Below are 17,262 nucleotides of genomic sequence, written 5' to 3'. Positions count from 1 at the left end.
ACAGCGCTATGTCTCGCGCTACAACATCAGCAGGCCTCACAGCTACAACGACTACCGGTCGCCAGTCGCGAAAGAGCGCTTGGCGGCGTAAACCTTAATCGGTGTCCAAGATTACTTGACCAGTTCAAGCCCGCTCCCACAGGGATCTGTGCTGGACCGCAGGTTTGTGAGCAACCGAGGTCCAGTGTGGGAGCGAGCCTGCTCGCGAAAGCGGTGGGTCAGCTTGCCTCGATGTCGTCTGTGCCGACGCCTTCGCGGGCAAGCCCGCTCCCACAGGGATTTGTGCTGGGCCACAGGTTTGTGAGCAGCCGAGATCCAGGGTGGGAGCGAGCTTGCTCGCGATGGCGGTGGGTCAGCTTGCCTTGATGTCGCCTGTGCCGATGCCTTCGCGGGCAGGCCCGCTCCCACAGGGATTTGTGCTGGGCGCAGGTTCGTGAGCAACCGAGATCCAGTGTGGGAGCGAGCTTGCTCGCGATGGCGGTGGGTCAGCTTGCCTCGATGTCGTCTGTGCCGACGCCTTCGCGGGCAGGCCCGCTCCCACAAGGGATTTGTGCTGGGCCGCAGGTTTGTGAGCAACCGAGATCCAGTGTGGGAGCGAGCTTGCTCGCGATGGCGGTGGGTCAGCTTGCCTCGATGTCCCCTGTGCCGACGCCTTCGCGGGCAAGCCCGCTCCCACAGGGATTTGTGCTGGGCCGCAGGTTTGTGAGCAACCGGGAACCAAGGTGGGAGCTTGCTCGCGAATGCGTTGGTGAGGACAGCTACAAAGGCCGCTCCCAGGCAAACCCATACACCTTCCCGCCCTCCGCCGCCTGGCAGTTGCCGTTGTCCGCCTCGGCCCCCGCCAGGAACCATTCGGCCCTGGAGGTGCCGCCCACGCGCCGGGCTTTCTGCGGATCGTAGCAGCGGGCCATTTGGTTCCCGGGCACCAGGACGAAGGCCTGCCGGTGGCTGCGCAACCACTGCGCGGAGTCTTCCAGGGAATGGCGGTTGTAGAAGCCGAAATGCACCACGGGCTGTTGCGCGAACAACCAATGGCCTTCACGCCAGCCGACGAGGGCCAGGTCGGCGCCCGCCGTCAGCCGTGCCACATCGCGCATGAGGGTTTCGTGGGGGTTGAGGCCTTCCTTGTACGGCTCGATGAACCCCCGGGCAAACCAGGCGCACAGCCAGGCCACCGCCAATGCGCTGAACACCATCCGGCCCCTGGGGCGCTGGCTGAACCAACGGCGCAGCATCCACGGGACCAGCGACGCCGTCACCAATACCAGCGCCGGCACGGCCGGGAAGATGTACAGCTTGCGCTTGCCGCTGCTCAAGCTGAAGAACAGCAACACCAGCAGCACCCAGCCCAACAGCACCAACACCCGTCCGTCGTGCTTGAGCAACTGCTTGCGCCAGGCCGGCACCAGCCAGGGAAGCGGCAAGACCATCGGCAGCCAGTACTTGGGAATCACCTGGGCCAAGAAGTACCAGAAGGGTTCGCGGTGCTCCCAGGCGTTGGCGTAGCGGCCGGCCGTCTGCTTGAAGAGGATTTCCTGGGCATACGCCAGGCTGTCGGCACTGCCCTGCCCCACGATCACCAGCAACGGTCCCAACCAGAGCGAAATGGCCGCCAGCGCCACCAGCAGCCCCAGCCACCAGGCGCCGGCCTTGCCGGGCATTGGCACCACGCCTTTCCAGCCTTTGCGCACGGCGTAGGCATAGGGCAGCAGCATCAGCGCCGGCAGGAAGCCCACGCCTTTGCTGATGATGCCCAGCCCCATCGCTCCACAGGCCAGGTAGTACCAACCCCAGGCCGGCCCCAGCAGCAAATGCCGGCACAGGCCGTAGAGACCGAGGACGGTCCACAGCGCCAGGAAGCCATCGATCTGCCCCGTGCGCAAGATGCTGTAGGTCTGGTAGGTCGCCAGGAACAACAGCGCCGCGGTCACGCCGATACGTCGGCCCCACAGGCGACAACCCAGGTCATACAGGCACGCCGTGGTCACGGCACTCGCCAGCAGCGCCGGCAGGTACAAGGCGACTTTCGGCCAATGGGTGAGCTGCACGAACACCGCCACCGTCCACATGAACAGCGGCGGCTTGTCGGCGTAGATCTCGCCGGCGCGGTGGGGAATGAACCACGACCCGTTCTGCAGCATTTCCAGGGCCACGCCGAGGAAACGCTCCTCGTCGACATTCATCGGTTGGCGCCAGCCGAGCCCCGCGCCCACCATGACCAGCGTCAGCAGCACCAGGGCCAGCAGTTCCCACCGCGAGGAAGCCAAGCGTATCCGCACCTGTCAGCCCTTTTGATCGAGTTCGGGGTTGGCCTGTCCGGCCTGCTTGGCGATCAGTTGCAAGTTGCGCAGGTACACCACGAAACCGAACGATTGGCCGACGATGAAGACCGGGTCTTCGCGGTAGATGGCATAGGCCAGCAACAACGCGCTGCCGACGATGCTTAGGTACCAGAACCCCACGGGAATCAAACTGCGCTTCTTGTATTCGCTGTAGAGCCATTGCAGGGCAAAACGCCCGGTGAAGGCCAACTGGCCGCTGAAACCCACGGCCAGCCACAAGGATTCTCTGCTCATTTCAGACCTCAGTTTCGTGTGCGTTGACGTCCAGGCGCGTGCGCTTTATCAGCCACCACACCCCGAACAAGTCGACAATGCCCACCAGGGCGCGGTCGAGGTTCCCGTAGTTGGACACCCCGGCGCCCCGCTCGCGGTGATTGACCGGTTGCACCAGCATCCGGCCGTTGTGACGGCGGATCAGCGCGGGAATGAAACGGTGCATGTGATCGAAGTACGGCAGGCGCAGGAACGCTTCGCGCTCGATCAGCTTGATCCCGCAGCCGGTGTCGGGCGTCTGGTCCTTCAGCAGGCCGGCGCGCAACCGGTTGGCGAACCGCGATGCCCAGCGCTTGCTCGCCGTGTCCCGGCGGTTGACCCGGTGCCCCGCCACCAGCTTGACGCCGCCGGGCTGGCCTTCGGAGCCACGCACCAGGTCAATCATCTTGGGCAGGTCGGCCGGATCGTTCTGGCCATCGCCATCGAGGGTCGCCAGCCAATGCCCCCGGGCCGCCTCGGCGGCGTGATGAATCGAGGTGCTCTGCCCCAGGGAGCGGGCATGGCTGAGTACCCGTAACTGCGGGTAGTCACCGTTGTTTTGCAGCGTGCGCAACTGGGCGGCGGTGGCGTCGGTGCTGCCGTCGTCCACCACGATGACCTCGAAGGCTTCGTCGACCAACGCGGCACGCACCTCTTCCAGCAGCGGAATGAGGTTGCCGGCTTCGTTCTTCGCCGGGATCAGGACCGATACATAAGGGGTTTCGTGCATGACGTTCCAATAAAAGCCAGGAAAATGAAAAGGCTAGACGCCGTAATAGGCGCGATACCACTCGACGAACGACTGCACGCCCACGGGGACCGCGACCTGTGGTCGAAAGCCCACGCGCGCTTCCAGTTCGCGGGTGTCCGCCCAGGTGTCGACCACGTCGCCCGCCTGCAACGGCATGCAGTGCTTGATTGCGCGGGTGCCCAAGGACTCCTCCAGGCACTCGATGAATTGCAGCAACTTGACCGGCGCGCCAAACCCGATGTTGTAGACCTTGTTGGGCACGCCGCCCGCCTCGCCAGGTGGCAGCGGCAACAGGCGCACCAGGGCTTCGACGATGTCGTCGATGTAGGTGAAATCCCGGGACATCGCGCCGTCGTTGTAGACCTCCAGAGGACGACCGCCGAGGATCGCCTCGGTGAATTTGAACGGCGCCATGTCCGGTCGCCCCCACGGCCCGTACACGGTGAAAAAGCGCAGGCCGGTGGTGGGAATGCCATACAGGTGCGAGTACGCGTGGGCCATCAGTTCGTTGGCGCGCTTGGTGGCCGCGTAGAAGGACACCGGTTGGTCGACCGGGTCATCGGTGCTGTACGGCAGGCGATCGTTCAGCCCATAGACCGAGCTGCTCGAAGCGAACACCAGGTGTGCCGGTTGATGGGCGCGACAGGCTTCCAGCACATTGAGGAAACCCACCAGGTTGCTTTGCGCATACACGTCGGGATGGTCGATGGAATAGCGCACCCCGGCCTGGGCCGCCAGGTGGACGACCTGGTCGAACCCATGCCGGGCGAACAGCTCCAGCAGCGCCGGCTTGTCCGCCACGTCCATCCGCTGGAACTGGAAATGGCTGCAGGTGGCCAACTCGGCGAGCCGGGCGTGTTTCAGCTCGACGTTGTAATAGCTGTTGAGGTTATCGATGCCTACCACGTGATGGCCGTCACGGCACAACCGCCTGGCCACATGGAACCCGATGAAACCGGCCGCGCCGGTGACCAGGATCTTCATCGGCACGGCCTTTGCGCCATCCCGGCCAATGCAGGTTCCCGCAAACCGACACAAACATTACCCACAACGGTCATTTCCATTCACTACTCTGCTCGATGGCCTGTTTTTTCCCTACCGAGGCTTATATCAAGGAGAAATGACAGATTTGTGAGCAGCGGTCGGTGCCGGATCAATGGGCGTCGTTGAGGATCAGGCTCCGATAGTGCCCGGGGTTGGACCCGGACCATTTGCGAAAGGCCTTGTAGAAGGAGCTGGCGTCGGCGAAGCCCAGGCGCGCGGCGATCTCGACGAAGCTGATGGACGGTTCGGCGAGCCAGGCGATGGCCAACTCCCTGCGCACACTGTCCTTGAGGCCTTGATAGGTCTGGCCCTCCTCCGCCAGCCGCCGGCGCAGGGTCGAGGCCGAGACGCACAGGCGTTGGGCCAGGGTTTCGGTTTCCGGCCACTGGTCGGCGGGCAATTGTCGCAGGTCGTGGCGAATGCGGCTGGCGAGGCTTTGCGGGTCGCGGTACTTGACCAGGATATTGGCCGGGGCCTGGGCCAGGAACCGCTTGAGTTCCTCGGGGCTGCGCCGGATGGGCAGGTCCAGGCACTCGGCGGCGAAGATCATCCGGGTGCGCGGCCGGTCGAAACGCAGGTTCTGGGAAAACATCACCCGGTAGTCGTCGCAGAAGTCCGGTGCCGGGCAGCGCAGTTCGACGGACAGGATGGGGATGCGCCGCCCCGCCAGCCAGCAGGCCACGCCGTGGACGATCATCCAGTAGGTGAAATAGGTAAAGGCCCGGCGCGGTGGCTGGTCGTCCTCCAGCAGCACGATCTCCGCCAGGCTCTGCTGGCGTGCCCATTGCGCCGGCAGGTGTTCGAGCATCAGCGACAGAAAGCCCAGCCCCGCCGTCAACCCCGCCGCCAGCGTGGGCTGGGCCATGGCGCACTGGCAGAGGAACGCCAGGCTGCCGGACCTGAGCTTGCGCGGGTCCATGCCAAAGAACTCGTCGTCCAGGCGCCGCGCCAACAAGCGCCAGAGCCGTGCATAGGCATGGGCCGGCACTCGCGCCTGGGGATCGTCCAGCAGTGCCGGGTCGATCCCGACCTTGCTCAGCACCTCGGCGCTGGCAGGTCCGGGGTCGCAGCTCTGGAGCAGCGCCTCGCGCACCAGCTGGATGGAAATGGTGTCTTTTTCAGACACGGCGCGACTGTTCACAGGATCCGGTAAAGCAGCCGCTCGATCCGCACCCGGCTGACCCGCTTGAGGAACTTGGCCACCGCGGCCGGGTAGTCCGGCAGGCTTTCCAGGTCCAGGTAACGCTCGATCCGGCGCGTGTGGCGATAGATCCGTTCGAGCTCGGTCCGACGAGGCTCCAGCAGCTCCCCTTTCGGATCGTCCAGCAACAGGGCGTTTTCCAGGTCCAGGCGGAAGGCTCGCGGGTTGAGGTTGTTGCCGGTCAACAAGGTGTAGCGCTCGTCGACCCACATGCCCTTGAGGTGATAGGTGTTGTCGCCATCGCGCCACAGGTGCAGGTTCAACTGACCGCTGTCGATGTAGCGCTGGTGGCGCTTGGCGAAGCGACGCAAGCTGATTTCGTACAGGTAGGGCAATGCCGCGATGATCTTGAACGGCTCGCTGGGCGGGATATAGAAATCGTTGGCGGTCTTGTCGCCGACGATGATGTCGATCTTGACCCCACGGGCCAGGGCGCGATTGAGTTCGCGGGTCACGGCCAGCGGCAGGTTGAAATACGGCGTGCAGAGGGTCAGTTGTTGGCGGCTGCTGGCGATCAACTCGCCAATGACCCGGCTCAGCGGGTTGTTCTTGCCCACGCCCAGCAATGGACTGACCGACAGGCCGGTCTTGTCGAGGCTGCCGGCGGTGGTGTCGTAGGCCGCGTATTTCAGGCGGCTGCGCAAGTCCCCGATGTCCTTGCGCAGGCTGCGGGTGCTGGGCAGGTTCGGCAGGTCCAGCCGATGCACCGCCCGGGAAGCCACCAGGCCATGTTGCACCAGGTGGTGCATGGAATCGGCCAGCGCGGCGTTGTGCAGCAGGTGGTAGCGGTCGTAGCGGTACTTGTCGAACTTGTGCAAGTACACGTTGTTCAGGCTGGCCCCGCTGTAGAGCACGCAGTCATCGATCACGAAGCCTTTCAAGTGCAGCACGCCGAACAGTTCGCGGGTCTGCACCGGTACGCCGTAGATTGGCACTTCGCTGGCATGGGTGCGGGTCTGTTCCTGGTACCAAGCCGAGTTGCCCGGCTGCTTCTTCGCGCCGATCAGCCCACGCTGGGCCCGCAGCCAGTCCACCACCACGACCACGTCCAGTTCCGGACGGGCCGCCTTGGCGGCGTGCAGCGCATCGAGGATTTCCTGGCCGGCTTCGTCCTGTTGCAGGTACAGGGCGACGATGTAGATGCGCTGGGTCGCCTGGGCGATTTTCTCCAGCAGGCAGCGGCGGAATTCGGCGGCGCCATCGAGGATGGTCACTGCCTCGGCGGTCAGTGCAAAGCTGCGCAGCTTGGGCAGCAGGGAGCGTTTGAAAAGCGACGGCATAGGGCTCGCAAAAGGTCGATTCCGAAGAACGGATCAGCTTACACCATGGATCGGCCCGGGTCTTCCCGTCGTCATGAAAAAAAACATTTGACCAAGGAGAACGATCGTTCTACTGTCTATCTCATGAACGAAAACATTAGCAGTGAAACACGTGACATCATTCTCGATGTCGCCGAAAAGTTGATCTATAGAAGTGGCATCGCCGCCACCGGCATGGACCTTCTGGTGAAAACCGCCGGCGTCTCGAGGAAGAGTGTCTACCGTTACTTCGCCAACAAGGACGACCTGATCGTGGCCGCCCTCAAGCGCCGCGACGAACGCTGGATGCAGTGGTTCAGCAGCGAGGTCGACAAAGCGACGACCCCAGCCGCCCGCCTGTTCAACCTGTTCACCGTGCTCAAGGGCTGGTTCGACAGCGACGGGTTCCGCGGTTGTGCATTCATCAACACCAGCGGTGAAACCGGCGACCCACAGGACCCGGTCCGCCAAGTGGCGAAACTGCACAAACAGAAGCTGCTCGATTATGTCACCCGGCTGTGCGTCGACCAGGGCGTGGAAAACCCTGACGCCCTGGCCCGACAACTGCTGATCCTGATCGACGGCGCCATCACGGTGGCGCTGGTGATGGGCGATCATGGCGCGGCTGACCAGGCCCGGGACATGCTGGGCGTGTTGCTCGGCCTGGACGAATCAAACGCGTGACCCGCTTGACCGCTGTGCTACCCACTGACCCCTTGGAGATTGACCATGCCTGCTGCTTCCGACGTTCGCCCGCCCCTGCCGCCCTTTACCCGTGAGTCGGCTATCGAGAAGGTCCGCCTGGCCGAAGATGGCTGGAATTCCCGCGATCCGCAGCGGGTGTCCCTGGCCTATACCCTGGACACCCAGTGGCGCAACCGCGCCGAGTTCGCCCATAACCGCGAGGAAGCCAAGGCTTTCCTGACCCGCAAGTGGGCCAAGGAGTTGGACTATCGGCTGATCAAGGAACTCTGGGCGTTCACCGGCAACCGCATCGCCGTGCGCTACGCCTATGAATGGCACGACGACTCGGGCAACTGGTTCCGTTCCTATGGCAACGAGAACTGGGAATTCGACGAGCAAGGGCTGATGGCCCACCGCTTTGCCTGCATCAACGACATGCCGATCAAGGAAAGCGAGCGCAAGTTCCACTGGCCCCTGGGCCGCCGCCCGGACGATCACCCGGGGCTGTCCGACCTGGGCTTGTGAGTCATTGCCCCTGTGGGGCATGCCTTCTATGACCGACAACACCTCTGTCCAGTGTGGGAGCAGGCTCGCTCCCGCACCGGCTGGGTGAGATCCAGTTCCGGGTGGGCGCGAGCCCGCTCGCGGAAAAGGTCACCCGTCACCGCGCCAGCAAGAACCCCAGCAACGTCCCCGCACAGGCCTCGATGCTTCCCTCCAAGATCAGCTCATAACCGTGGGTGTTCTCGGTGGGGATCGCGATGCAGCCGCCCTTGGCCGAGATCCCACTGCCCATGATCGCACTGGCGTCGCTGGCGAAATCCACCAGCAAGGCGAACTGGGGCGCCAGCCCGCAGCGTTCGCCGGCGCGGTACAACTGGTCGACGATGTCGCGGCTGTAGCAACCCTTCTCATCGCCGGTGTTGATGATCGGATCGATGCTCAGGCGTGTGCCGTATTCCGCCGCCACCGGCCCGACCTCGACTGCCACGGTGACCTCTCCCGGCAAGTGGCTGGCCGCATACAGCGCGCCGGCGTTGGACTCTTCTTCCTGGGTGGTGAAGACGAAATACACATCGTCGGCCGTCTCACCCCGCCGTCCGGCCAGCAACGCGGCGGCCTGCAACGTGGCGACCATGGGCGCGCGGTCATCGAGGAAGTGCGCGGCGATCGCGTCGCGGACGCGAAACGGCCGGCGCCAGTGCTGGCTCAGCACCACTCGCGAGCCCGGGCGCACGCCGTGTTCGCGCAATTCTTCCACCGAACAACGGGTGATCACATGGACGTCGTCCCAATGCACATTCCCGGACAGCACGTCCGCGCCCTGGTGGGTTTCGTTGGTGCAATGCATTGAGCCGAACGACAACACGCCGGGAATGAAGTCCCGATCGCCGAGGATGTCCACCGGGCAGACGCCGAAGTTGATCGGATTGGCGCCGCCCAGGGCCACCACCCGCAAGGTCCCGTCGGGCTCGACGCATTTGACCAGCATGGCGATTTCGTCCAGGTGCGCCATGATCCTGATCGGCCCCCTGGTTTCGCTGGCCGCGCCGCTGCCCCTGATCAGCCCGATGACGTTACCGGCCGGGTCGATCCAGGTCTTGTCGCAATGGGGTTCCAGTTCTCGCACGCAGAGGTTGCGCACTTCGTGTTCCTGCCCGCCCGGCCCGCGGGCCATCAGCAGTTCTTCCAACAGGGGCCATGTCGAGGAATTGATGTGCATGGGGTGGCGCTCTCCTTTTTCCGCGCGGCCGAGCCGCTTGTCTTCTTGAGGCCACCTGGGACGGAAAAATTTGATTGAATCGGCCCACGAGCAGACGAGCGGCCCCTGCCCGCTGCCGGACAGCCGGCCGCGCGCCGGGGTTGACCGCCGTGCCGACAGCCATCACATTGCTGGACGGGCAATCGCTCGGAGAGCGTTTCGCTGTGTTGCAGATTGTGTGGAGCCCATGACCGCGTCGATCCCGATCCGTCCCCCCTGCCCGCCTGGCGTCTGCGATTGTCGCCGCGAAGAGTTGTTGCAGACCCCTGGCGGCGACCTGCGCATCCTTTGCCTGAACCGCCAGGAAGAAAAGCGCCTGCTCGAACGCCTGGAGAACATCCAGAGCCTCGACGAACTCCAGCGCTTGCAACAGCGCCTGTACGAGAACCTGGGTATCCGCCTGAGCATCGAACCCGGCTCCAACGAAGTGCGCACCATGCGCGGCATCGCCATCGAGTTCCAGGCGCAACCGGGCCTGTGCCGCAAGATTCGCCAGTCGATCCCCAGCGCCATCCGGCGCGGGCTGGAAAAACGCCCGGAAATCGCCTGGCGCCTGCTGGATGCCCACGACCTGTTTCGCGACGCCTGATGTACCCGAATTGACCGTACAGGCCACTAGAAATCCACGGTCGCCGAAAGCAGGTAGGTGCGCGGCGTCGACAGCGTCAAGCCTGGTTCGCTGTCGTCCGAGGCCCCGGCCGAACTCCAGTAGCGCTTGTCCGCCACATTTTCGACGTTGGCGCGCAGGGTGACGCGCTTGTCGTCGACCTTGAAGGCGTAGCGGGCGCCGACGTCGAGACGGACCCAGGCGTCGATTTGCTTGTCGTTGGACGGGTCCAGGTACTGTGAACTCGAATAGATGCCGCGGCTGGTCAAGGTCAGGCCCTGTACCGTCGGCACATCCCATTCGGCGCCCAGGTTGACGTTGTACTTGGGCGTCGCGGGAGCCCGGTTGCCGTCGAAGCGCCCGTCGGTGGTGCCGGTCAACTCGCTGTCGATGTACATCACACCGCCGAGCAAGCGAGTGCCTTTGAGCGGCTCACCGAACACGCTCAGCTCCACGCCGGTGTTCTCGCGCTTGCCGTTCGGTCCGAAAACCCGTGTCGTCGCGTCGGTGGCATAGGCCGGCTGCTTGATGCGGAACAGGGCGGCGGTCACGGCGAACGGTCCGGTGTCGTACTTGGCGCCGACTTCGACCTGGCGACTGATGAACGGCGGGAAGATCTCATCCTCGTTCACCGAGGTCGACGGCGCGATCTTGCCCTGGCTGAGGCCTTCCATGTAATTGGCGTACAGCGACAGCGTGTCGGTGGCCTTGAACAGGATGCCACCGGACGGCGAGACCTTTTCCTCGTCGTAGGCGGTGTCGCCCTTGACGTCGTTCGACCAGTCATCGACCTTGACCCGCTGCCAGCGTGCGCCGAGGGTCAACAGCAGCCGGTCGTCGAAGAAGCCCAGGGTGTCGGACAGCGCCACGCCGCTGAAGCGGTTCTCGGTGTAGACCTTGTCATCCTGGCGCGTCGGCGTGGCTGGCGTTGGCGTGTCCACCGGGTCGTAGAGGTTGCTGCGGCCGTTGGCGTAGCGGGCGCCGCCATTGGTGAAGTCCATATAGAAATAGCTGGCCGCCAGGTTGACCTCATGGCTCACCGGCCCGGTGTGGAACCAGTTGCGCACGCCGACGGTGGCCGTGCGGACATTTTCGTCGCGGGTAAAGTCCCGGGGCGAAACGGTGAAATCCCCGGCGTCGTTGGTGACCGAAACGGCATGGCGGAGGAAATCGTGGTTGCTTTTGCGCGCGCCGACACCGCCATACAGCATGACGGCATCGTTCACATCGAATTCGGCATTCACCGCACCGAACGTGTCGGTGGTGCGCGCCTTGCTCCAGGGTTGGGCATAGTTGCTGCGCACGTCGCTGGCGTGCGGCACCTGGGCATTGGCGCCTACCTGCACACGCTCCTGGGGGGCGTCGGTGTCGCGTTCGGTATGGCCTATATCCGTCGACAGCCGCAGGCGTTCACCACGAAAATCCAGGCCCAGCACGGCCATCTCGCGGTCCACGCTCTGGTGATCCCATTCGGTGTCGCCGGATTGCTTCACGCCGTTGAAGCGCAGGCCGAACTGGTTCTCCTCGCCAAAGCGCCGGCCGACATCCACTGCACCGCCCAACTGGTTGTTGGACGCATAGCTGCCGGTGAACGAATTGATGGGGGTGTCGGTGGCGCGCTTGGGCACCACGTTGATCCCGCCACCGACGCTGCCCCGCGGCGAGATACCGTTGATCAGTTGGGTCGGCCCTTTGAGGATGTCGACGCGGTCGGCCATCTCCATGTCGATGGTGTAGGTCGGCAAGACACCGTAGAGGCCGTTGTAGGCGACATCGCTGTTGAACAGGCTCAGCCCGCGAATGGTGAATTGTTCATAGCGCCCGCCCGCCGGGTTGGTGGCGCGCACCGACGGGTCGCTGGCGATCAGGTCGCCCAGGGTACGGGCCTGCTGGTTCTTCACCGTTTCGCTGGTGTAGGTAGTCATGCTGAACGGCGTTTCCATGAAGTCCCGCGAACCCAGCAGGCCTTGGGAGCCGCGCCGGGCGACCTGGCCCCCGGCATAGACCGGCGCGTCCGTGGCGTCGCCGGCCCCGAGGATCGACGTTGGCGCCAGTTGCAGGCTGTCGCCTTGCGGTGCGGGCATCAAGATGTAGGCCTGGTCACCCACCGCTTGCAGTTGCAGGCCCGACCCTTGCAGCAGCCGGGCAAACCCTTCTTCCACTCCGTACTCGCCGGAGAGCCCGGCACTGTTGCGCCCGCTCACCAGCGCCGGGTCCACTGACAGGTTCACCCCTGCCAGGCCGGCAAACCGGGTCAGGGCCGCGCCCAGGCTGCCGGCGGGCACCTGGTAGCTGCGTCGCGCGGCCTCTTCGGCCTGGCTGGGCGCGATGAAGAAGGGGCTGGCGCTCAGGCTCAGCAGCAGGCTCAGGTTCAATAGCGGGCGCCAGCCGGCGAAGGTCGGGCGCAAGCACAAAGGTACAACTGTGGGCATTGGGGCGCTCTCATTTTCGTTCAGTTGCCTTCAATGACAAGCGAGACGAAAAAACGGGACAGGCTTCAGGCAATATTCTTGCGAAGTGTCAGGGTCACCCAGTAACGGGTGCGACGGTGCACGTCCACCGGCAGGCTGGCCGAGAGCAGCGCGAGGATCCGGTCGGTATCCTCCACGCGGAAACTGCCGGTGACGCGAAGCGACTCCAACGCCTCGTCCCAACGCAACACGCCCGGGCGATAGCGGCCCAGGTCCCGCAGGAAATTCCCCAGTGGCTGGTCCTGGGCCGTCAGCACGCCGTCACGCCAGCCCAGCTGCAGCACATCGAACCGACGCACCGGGCCCGCACCCGCGGCCTGGAAATCGACCTGCTGGCCCGGCTCCACCCCCAGCGAGGGGCCGCGCAACGGTTGCACCTGCACCGAACCGCCGAGCACCGAGACCCGGCAATCACGTTCACTCAAGCGCAGGCAGGCTTCACCCCGGCTGACGCTGACCAGGCCATGGGGCGATTGGATCGACAACGGCCCGTCCCCGGCGACCTTGAGGGCCATTTCGCCGCGGACCAGCACCAGGCGCCGCGTCGCGAGGTCCAGGTTCACGGCGCTGTCGGTGTTCAATTGCAAGGCACTGCCATCGGCCAGGGCCCAACGTCGCTGCTCGCCGGTGGCGGTGTGCAGGTCCGCCCGCCAGACGTCCAGTGGCAGTTCCCGGCCCAACAGCCAGGCGGTGGGCACCAGGGCGGCGACGCCCAATGCGCGCTTGAGCACCCCGCGGCGGGCCATGTCCGGGCGATCCAGGGTGGCCATGCCCACGGAAACCGGCACCCCGGCGAAACGCTGGCGCAACCGCAGCGCCTTTTGCCAGGCCGCCTCATGATGAAGGCTACTGTCGCGCCAGCGTTGCAGCGCGGCGGCATCGAATGCCGCGTCGGCCGATTCCAGCAGGGTCAACCAGCGGGCCGCCGCCCGGGCAGCATCGCGGGCTTCGGGCGTCGGGCCCTGGCGGTTCAAAAGTCCACCAACAGGCAGTGTTCGTAGGCCTGGGCCATGTAGCGCTTGACGGTGCGCTCGGAGACGTTCAGGCGCTCGGCGATCTCCCGATAGCCCAGGCCTTCGAGCTGGCTCCAGAGAAAGGCCCGCCGGACCAGGGGCGGCAGGCCGTCGAGCAGTTCGTCCAGGGCGTGGAGGGTTTCCAGCAGGAGCCAACGCTGTTCGGGCGACGGCACGCACGCTTCGGGCAGGCTCGCCAATGCGTCGAGATAGGCTTGCTCCAGGTTGCGTCGGGTGTAGAAGTTGCTCAGCAGCCGCTTGCCCACCGTCAGCAGATAGGCCCGGGGTTCCTGCAGGTCGGCCAAGGCCTGGGAGCTGGAGAGCACGCGCAGGAAGGTATCCTGGCGCAGGTCCGCCGCATCCCAGGCATTGCCCAAGCGGCGCCGCAACCAGTTTTCCAGCCAGCCGCCGTGGTCTCGGTACAACACATGGAGGGTCTGTTCCGTCGGCGAAGCTGCATCACCCATATCGAGAAGCCTGCGCAAGGTCTTAAATGAGACTGATTCTAATTAATGTTCATGAGCGAATCCAGGCTCTTAGATCCAGGCGCTGCGACCAGGCAAAAAAACGGCGGAAGCCGGGGCCTCCACCGATGGGCGTTAATCGACTCCTTGATGACTGGCATGGCGTGCCTTGGGCACCTGCGGCATCGCCGACGGGCGCGCAGAGCTATCCTCGCCCCCGGATGGGCCAGGCCCAGGTGCCTTTCAACCCTCGCCGATCTCCACCACATCCCCGTTCAAGCGCACCGGCCATACCCGCAGGCGCTGTTCCGGGTATTCCAGGCAATGGCCGTCCTCCAGGCGAAAGTGCTGCTTGTACAGGGGCGAGGCAATCACCAGCTCACCCTTGATGCTGCCCAACAGGCCCCGGCCGATGACATTCGCCCCGGACTTGGGGTCGCGGTTATCGACGGCGTACAGGGGCTTGTCCTGCTGCCCGGGCAGATACAGCAACGCGACCTGGTTGCCGTCGTGCCAGGCGACCACGCCGGAGTTGGGCACCAGGTCCTGGCGGCTGCACAGGACGCGCCATTGCACGGGGGCCTGGGCGGCCTCGCGGGTGGAGAGACGAACGACGTTTGACTGGCTCATCAGAGCACCTCCTCGGTGACGGGAATCAGGTGAAGTTCGCCGGCATGGACCGGCCGGCGCTGGCCGCGCTCGCGAACGAAATGAACGTCCGGATCGCCGCGGCCATCGTTGACGAAGGTGCGGAAGCGCTTGAGTTTTTCCGGATCCTTGAGGGCGTTGGCCCATTCGCATTCGTAGCGGTCGACCACCAGTTGCATCTGGGCTTCGAGTTCGGCGCCCAGACCCAGGCTGTCGTCGATGATCACCTCCTTGAGGTAGTCGAGGCCGCCCTCCAGGCTCTCGCGCCAGACCGAGGTGCGTTGCAGCTTGTCGGCGGTGCGGATGTAGAACATCAGGAAGCGGTCGATGTAGCGGATCAGCGTCGCGTCATCCAGGTCGGTGGCGAACAGCTCGGCGTGGCGAGGCCGCATGCCGCCGTTGCCGGCCACGTAGAGGTTCCAGCCCTTTTCGGTGGCGATCACGCCGACGTCCTTGCTCTGCGCCTCGGCGCATTCGCGCGTGCACCCGGACACGGCGAACTTGAGCTTATGGGGCGAGCGCAGGCCCTTGTAGCGGTCTTCGATCGCCAGGGCCATTTGCACGCTGTCCTGCACGCCGTAGCGGCACCAGGTGCTGCCGACGCAGGATTTGACCGTGCGAGTGGACTTGCCGTAGGCGTGGCCCGTCTCGAAACCGGCTTCGATCAGTTCGGCCCAGATGTCCGGCAACTGGTGCAACTGCGCGCCGAACAGGTCGATGCGCTGGCCGCCGGTGATCTTGGTGTAGAGGTCGTATTTCTTCGCGACCACGCCGATGGCGATCAACTTGTCGGCGGTGATTTCGCCGCCGGCGATACGCGGCACCACCGAATAGGTGCCGTTCTTCTGCATGTTCGCCATGAACGTGTCGTTGGTGTCCTGCAACGGCACCAGGGACGGGTCCATGATCGGCTGGTTCCAGCACGACGCCAGGATCGACCCCACCGCCGGCTTGCACAGGTCGCAACCGGTGTGGCCGCGACCGTGCTTGGCCAGCAGTTCATCGAAGCTGATGATGCCTTCCACCCGCACCAGGGCGTACAGCTCCTGGCGGGTGTAGGCAAAGTGTTCGCACAGGCTCTTGTCGACGCTGACGCCGCGGGCGATCAGTTCGTGCTCGAACACCTGCTTGACCAGCGCGGCGCACCCACCGCAACCGGTGCCGGCCTTGGTGTCGCACTTGAGCTGGCCGAGGTCGGTGCAGCCCGCGTCGATGGCCGAGCAGATCGAGCCCTTGGTGACGTTGTGGCATGAACAGATCGTCGCAGCGGCCGGCAACGCGGCCGGGCCCAGCGTCGGGGCGCCTTCAGAGGACGGCAGGATCAGGCTGGTCGCGTCCTTGGGCAGCGCGATGCCGTTCTGCATGTACTGCAACAAGGTGTCGTAGTAACTGTTGTCACCCACCAGCACCGCGCCGATCACGCGCTTGCCATCGGCATCCACCACCAGGCGCCGGTAGCTGGCGCTGGTTTCGTCGATGAATTGGAAGCTGCGTGCGCCCGGTGTCTGGCCCTGGGCATCGCCGATGGAACCGACGTCGACACCGAGCAACTTGAGCTTGGTGGACATGTCGGCGCCCGTGAAGGCTTCGCCGTGGTCGCCGCACAGTTGCGCCGCGACGCTGCGGGCCATCTGGTAACCCGGTGCGACCAGGCCGAAGACGCTGCCGTTCCAGGCCGCGCACTCGCCGATGGCGTAGATGTCCGGGTCGCTGCTCAGGCACTGGTCGTCGATCACCACGCCGCCGCGCGGGCCGATGTGCAAGTCACTTTGACGCGCCAGGGCGTCCTGGGCGCGAATGCCGGCGGAGAATACGATGAGGTCGGTTTCCAGGAAATCGTCGCTGCCGAAATTCATCCGGTAGCGGTACTGCTCTCCGGCGCTGATGGACTGGGTGCCCTTGGACAGGTGCACGCCGACGCCGAGCGACTCGATCCGCGCCTTGAGGGCCAGGCCACCTTGCGGGTCCAATTGCACTGGCATCAGCCGCGGGGCGAATTCCACCACATGGGCCTCAAGGCCGAGGCTCTTGAGCGCGTTGGCCGCTTCCAGCCCCAACAGGCCACCACCGACCACCACGCCACGCCGCGCATTGTTGGCGGCGGCACGAATGGCATCCAGGTCCTCCAGGGTGCGGTAGACCAGGCAGGCATCCCCTTCTGCCCCCTCGATGGGAGGCACGAACGGGTAGGAACCGGTGGCGAGCACCAGTTTGTCGTAGCCCAGGCGCTCCCCGGCGGTGACGACCTGGCGGGCCTGGCGGTCGATCGCAAGCACCGGCACGCCCAGGTGCAGCGTCACGCCCGGGGTCTTGTACAAAGCCGCCTCGCCCAGGGCCAGGGATTCGGCGTCACGGCCGGCGAAATACTCGGACAGGTGCACGCGGTCATAGGCGCGCATCGGCTCTTCGCTGAATACATGCAGGCGGTAATGATTGAGGGCACCGCGCTCGATCAGTTGCTCGACGCAATGATGGCCGANCATGCCATTGCCGATCACGATCAGCGTTTGCAGCTTGTTCAGAGACGCAACGTTGGAATTCATAAAAGCACCCGACAAAAGCCCATCACGATTTTGAAAGCAAAAAAAAGACGCCTGAAACCTTTCGGTTCCAGGCGTCTTTGCCTGTTCTGTGCGGTATCGACCCGGCGACTGCGCCCCGATCTACCGTTATCCCCGGCCTGCTGGCGCTCGATCTTCGTTGACCGACGGGGCTGCCCACTCGA

Annotated in this window: 15 protein-coding genes; 3 read left to right on the top strand and 12 right to left on the bottom strand. The window is 64.7% G+C overall.

All coding sequences use genetic code 11. The features are described 5' to 3' along the window. Nucleotides 1–758: 758 nt before the first annotated feature. The 6 genes from Q6A48_RS21135 to pssA all read right to left on the bottom strand — a co-directional run bounded on the left by Q6A48_RS21135 (nt 759) and on the right by pssA (nt 6,870). On the bottom strand, nt 759–2,216 hold the full coding sequence (locus Q6A48_RS21135; protein ID WP_304556177.1) for an ArnT family glycosyltransferase: 1,458 nt from the start codon (nt 2,214–2,216) through the stop codon (nt 759–761). Between the two features lie 66 nt (nt 2,217–2,282). Beyond that, a complete protein-coding gene (locus tag Q6A48_RS21130; protein WP_304556175.1) occupies nt 2,283–2,576 on the bottom strand; it encodes a lipid-A-disaccharide synthase N-terminal domain-containing protein in 294 nt (97 codons plus the stop codon). A 1-nt stretch (nt 2,577) separates the two neighbouring features. Next, a complete protein-coding gene (locus Q6A48_RS21125; RefSeq protein WP_304556174.1) occupies nt 2,578–3,324 on the bottom strand; it encodes a glycosyltransferase family 2 protein in 747 nt (248 codons plus the stop codon). A 33-nt stretch (nt 3,325–3,357) separates the two neighbouring features. Beyond that, entirely contained in the window at nt 3,358–4,329 is a 972-nt protein-coding gene (locus Q6A48_RS21120; RefSeq protein ID WP_304556176.1) for an NAD-dependent epimerase, read from the bottom strand. A 169-nt stretch (nt 4,330–4,498) separates the two neighbouring features. Further along, nucleotides 4,499–5,515, bottom strand: a complete 1,017-nt coding sequence (locus Q6A48_RS21115; protein ID WP_304556173.1) for an AraC family transcriptional regulator — start codon at nt 5,513–5,515, stop codon at nt 4,499–4,501. 11 nt (nt 5,516–5,526) lie between these two features. Then, on the bottom strand, nt 5,527–6,870 hold the full coding sequence (gene pssA, locus Q6A48_RS21110) for a CDP-diacylglycerol--serine O-phosphatidyltransferase (RefSeq protein WP_304556172.1): 1,344 nt from the start codon (nt 6,868–6,870) through the stop codon (nt 5,527–5,529). A gap of 123 nt (nt 6,871–6,993) precedes the next feature. Between pssA and Q6A48_RS21105 the strand changes: the two genes are divergently transcribed. Both Q6A48_RS21105 and Q6A48_RS21100 read left to right on the top strand, forming a co-directional pair. Next, nucleotides 6,994–7,572, top strand: coding sequence for a TetR/AcrR family transcriptional regulator (locus Q6A48_RS21105; protein ID WP_304556171.1), 579 nt, complete (start codon nt 6,994–6,996; stop codon nt 7,570–7,572). Nucleotides 7,573–7,617: 45 nt separating this feature from the next. Continuing rightward, nucleotides 7,618–8,097, top strand: coding sequence for a nuclear transport factor 2 family protein (locus tag Q6A48_RS21100; protein ID WP_304556170.1), 480 nt, complete (start codon nt 7,618–7,620; stop codon nt 8,095–8,097). 136 nt (nt 8,098–8,233) lie between these two features. Here Q6A48_RS21100 and Q6A48_RS21095 read toward each other — a convergent pair whose 3' ends face one another. After that, nucleotides 8,234–9,295: a zinc-binding metallopeptidase family protein gene (locus Q6A48_RS21095; RefSeq protein ID WP_304556169.1), complete on the bottom strand. Its 1,062-nt coding sequence runs from the start codon at nt 9,293–9,295 to the stop codon at nt 8,234–8,236. A 226-nt stretch (nt 9,296–9,521) separates the two neighbouring features. Here Q6A48_RS21095 and Q6A48_RS21090 point away from each other — a divergent pair, with 226 nt between their 5' ends. Continuing rightward, nucleotides 9,522–9,923: a hypothetical protein gene (locus Q6A48_RS21090; RefSeq protein ID WP_304556168.1), complete on the top strand. Its 402-nt coding sequence runs from the start codon at nt 9,522–9,524 to the stop codon at nt 9,921–9,923. 26 nt (nt 9,924–9,949) lie between these two features. Here Q6A48_RS21090 and Q6A48_RS21085 read toward each other — a convergent pair whose 3' ends face one another. The 5 genes from Q6A48_RS21085 to nirB form a co-directional block, all read right to left on the bottom strand. Continuing rightward, entirely contained in the window at nt 9,950–12,373 is a 2,424-nt protein-coding gene (locus tag Q6A48_RS21085) for a TonB-dependent receptor (protein WP_304556167.1), read from the bottom strand. A 65-nt stretch (nt 12,374–12,438) separates the two neighbouring features. Beyond that, nucleotides 12,439–13,386, bottom strand: coding sequence for a FecR domain-containing protein (locus Q6A48_RS21080; RefSeq protein ID WP_304556166.1), 948 nt, complete (start codon nt 13,384–13,386; stop codon nt 12,439–12,441). Next, entirely contained in the window at nt 13,383–13,892 is a 510-nt protein-coding gene (locus Q6A48_RS21075; protein WP_304556165.1) for a sigma-70 family RNA polymerase sigma factor, read from the bottom strand. Before Q6A48_RS21075 ends, Q6A48_RS21080 begins: the two co-directional genes overlap by 4 nt. 240 nt (nt 13,893–14,132) lie before the next feature. Beyond that, on the bottom strand, nt 14,133–14,519 hold the full coding sequence (gene nirD, locus Q6A48_RS21070) for a nitrite reductase small subunit NirD (RefSeq protein WP_304556164.1): 387 nt from the start codon (nt 14,517–14,519) through the stop codon (nt 14,133–14,135). Continuing rightward, on the bottom strand, nt 14,519–17,080 hold the full coding sequence (nirB, locus tag Q6A48_RS21065) for a nitrite reductase large subunit NirB (protein ID WP_304556163.1): 2,562 nt from the start codon (nt 17,078–17,080) through the stop codon (nt 14,519–14,521). The genes nirD and nirB overlap by 1 nt, the downstream gene beginning before the upstream one ends. Nucleotides 17,081–17,262 lie beyond the last annotated feature (182 nt).

Origin of the sequence: Pseudomonas citrullilanati (assembly GCF_030580855.1) — a bacterium.
Classification (GTDB): Bacteria; Pseudomonadota; Gammaproteobacteria; order Pseudomonadales; family Pseudomonadaceae; genus Aquipseudomonas; species Aquipseudomonas citrulli.
Note: the sequence above shows the minus strand (reverse complement) of the source record. Positions and strands in the feature narration are given on the sequence as shown.

What these genes read in the sequence shown, in the direction of transcription:
- Q6A48_RS21075 (WP_304556165.1), bottom strand. Translation starts at nt 13,892, where the DNA reads ATGGGTGATGCAGCTTCGCCGACGGAACAGACCCTCCATGTGTTGTAC.
- Q6A48_RS21130 (WP_304556175.1), bottom strand. Translation starts at nt 2,576, where the DNA reads ATGAGCAGAGAATCCTTGTGGCTGGCCGTGGGTTTCAGCGGCCAGTTG.
- nirD (WP_304556164.1), bottom strand. Translation starts at nt 14,519, where the DNA reads ATGAGCCAGTCAAACGTCGTTCGTCTCTCCACCCGCGAGGCCGCCCAG.
- pssA (WP_304556172.1), bottom strand. Translation starts at nt 6,870, where the DNA reads ATGCCGTCGCTTTTCAAACGCTCCCTGCTGCCCAAGCTGCGCAGCTTT.
- Q6A48_RS21135 (WP_304556177.1), bottom strand. Translation starts at nt 2,216, where the DNA reads ATGGTGGGCGCGGGGCTCGGCTGGCGCCAACCGATGAATGTCGACGAG.
- Q6A48_RS21125 (WP_304556174.1), bottom strand. Translation starts at nt 3,324, where the DNA reads ATGCACGAAACCCCTTATGTATCGGTCCTGATCCCGGCGAAGAACGAA.
- Q6A48_RS21090 (WP_304556168.1), top strand. Translation starts at nt 9,522, where the DNA reads ATGACCGCGTCGATCCCGATCCGTCCCCCCTGCCCGCCTGGCGTCTGC.
- Q6A48_RS21120 (WP_304556176.1), bottom strand. Translation starts at nt 4,329, where the DNA reads ATGAAGATCCTGGTCACCGGCGCGGCCGGTTTCATCGGGTTCCATGTG.
- Q6A48_RS21100 (WP_304556170.1), top strand. Translation starts at nt 7,618, where the DNA reads ATGCCTGCTGCTTCCGACGTTCGCCCGCCCCTGCCGCCCTTTACCCGT.
- Q6A48_RS21095 (WP_304556169.1), bottom strand. Translation starts at nt 9,295, where the DNA reads ATGCACATCAATTCCTCGACATGGCCCCTGTTGGAAGAACTGCTGATG.
- Q6A48_RS21105 (WP_304556171.1), top strand. Translation starts at nt 6,994, where the DNA reads ATGAACGAAAACATTAGCAGTGAAACACGTGACATCATTCTCGATGTC.
- Q6A48_RS21085 (WP_304556167.1), bottom strand. Translation starts at nt 12,373, where the DNA reads ATGCCCACAGTTGTACCTTTGTGCTTGCGCCCGACCTTCGCCGGCTGG.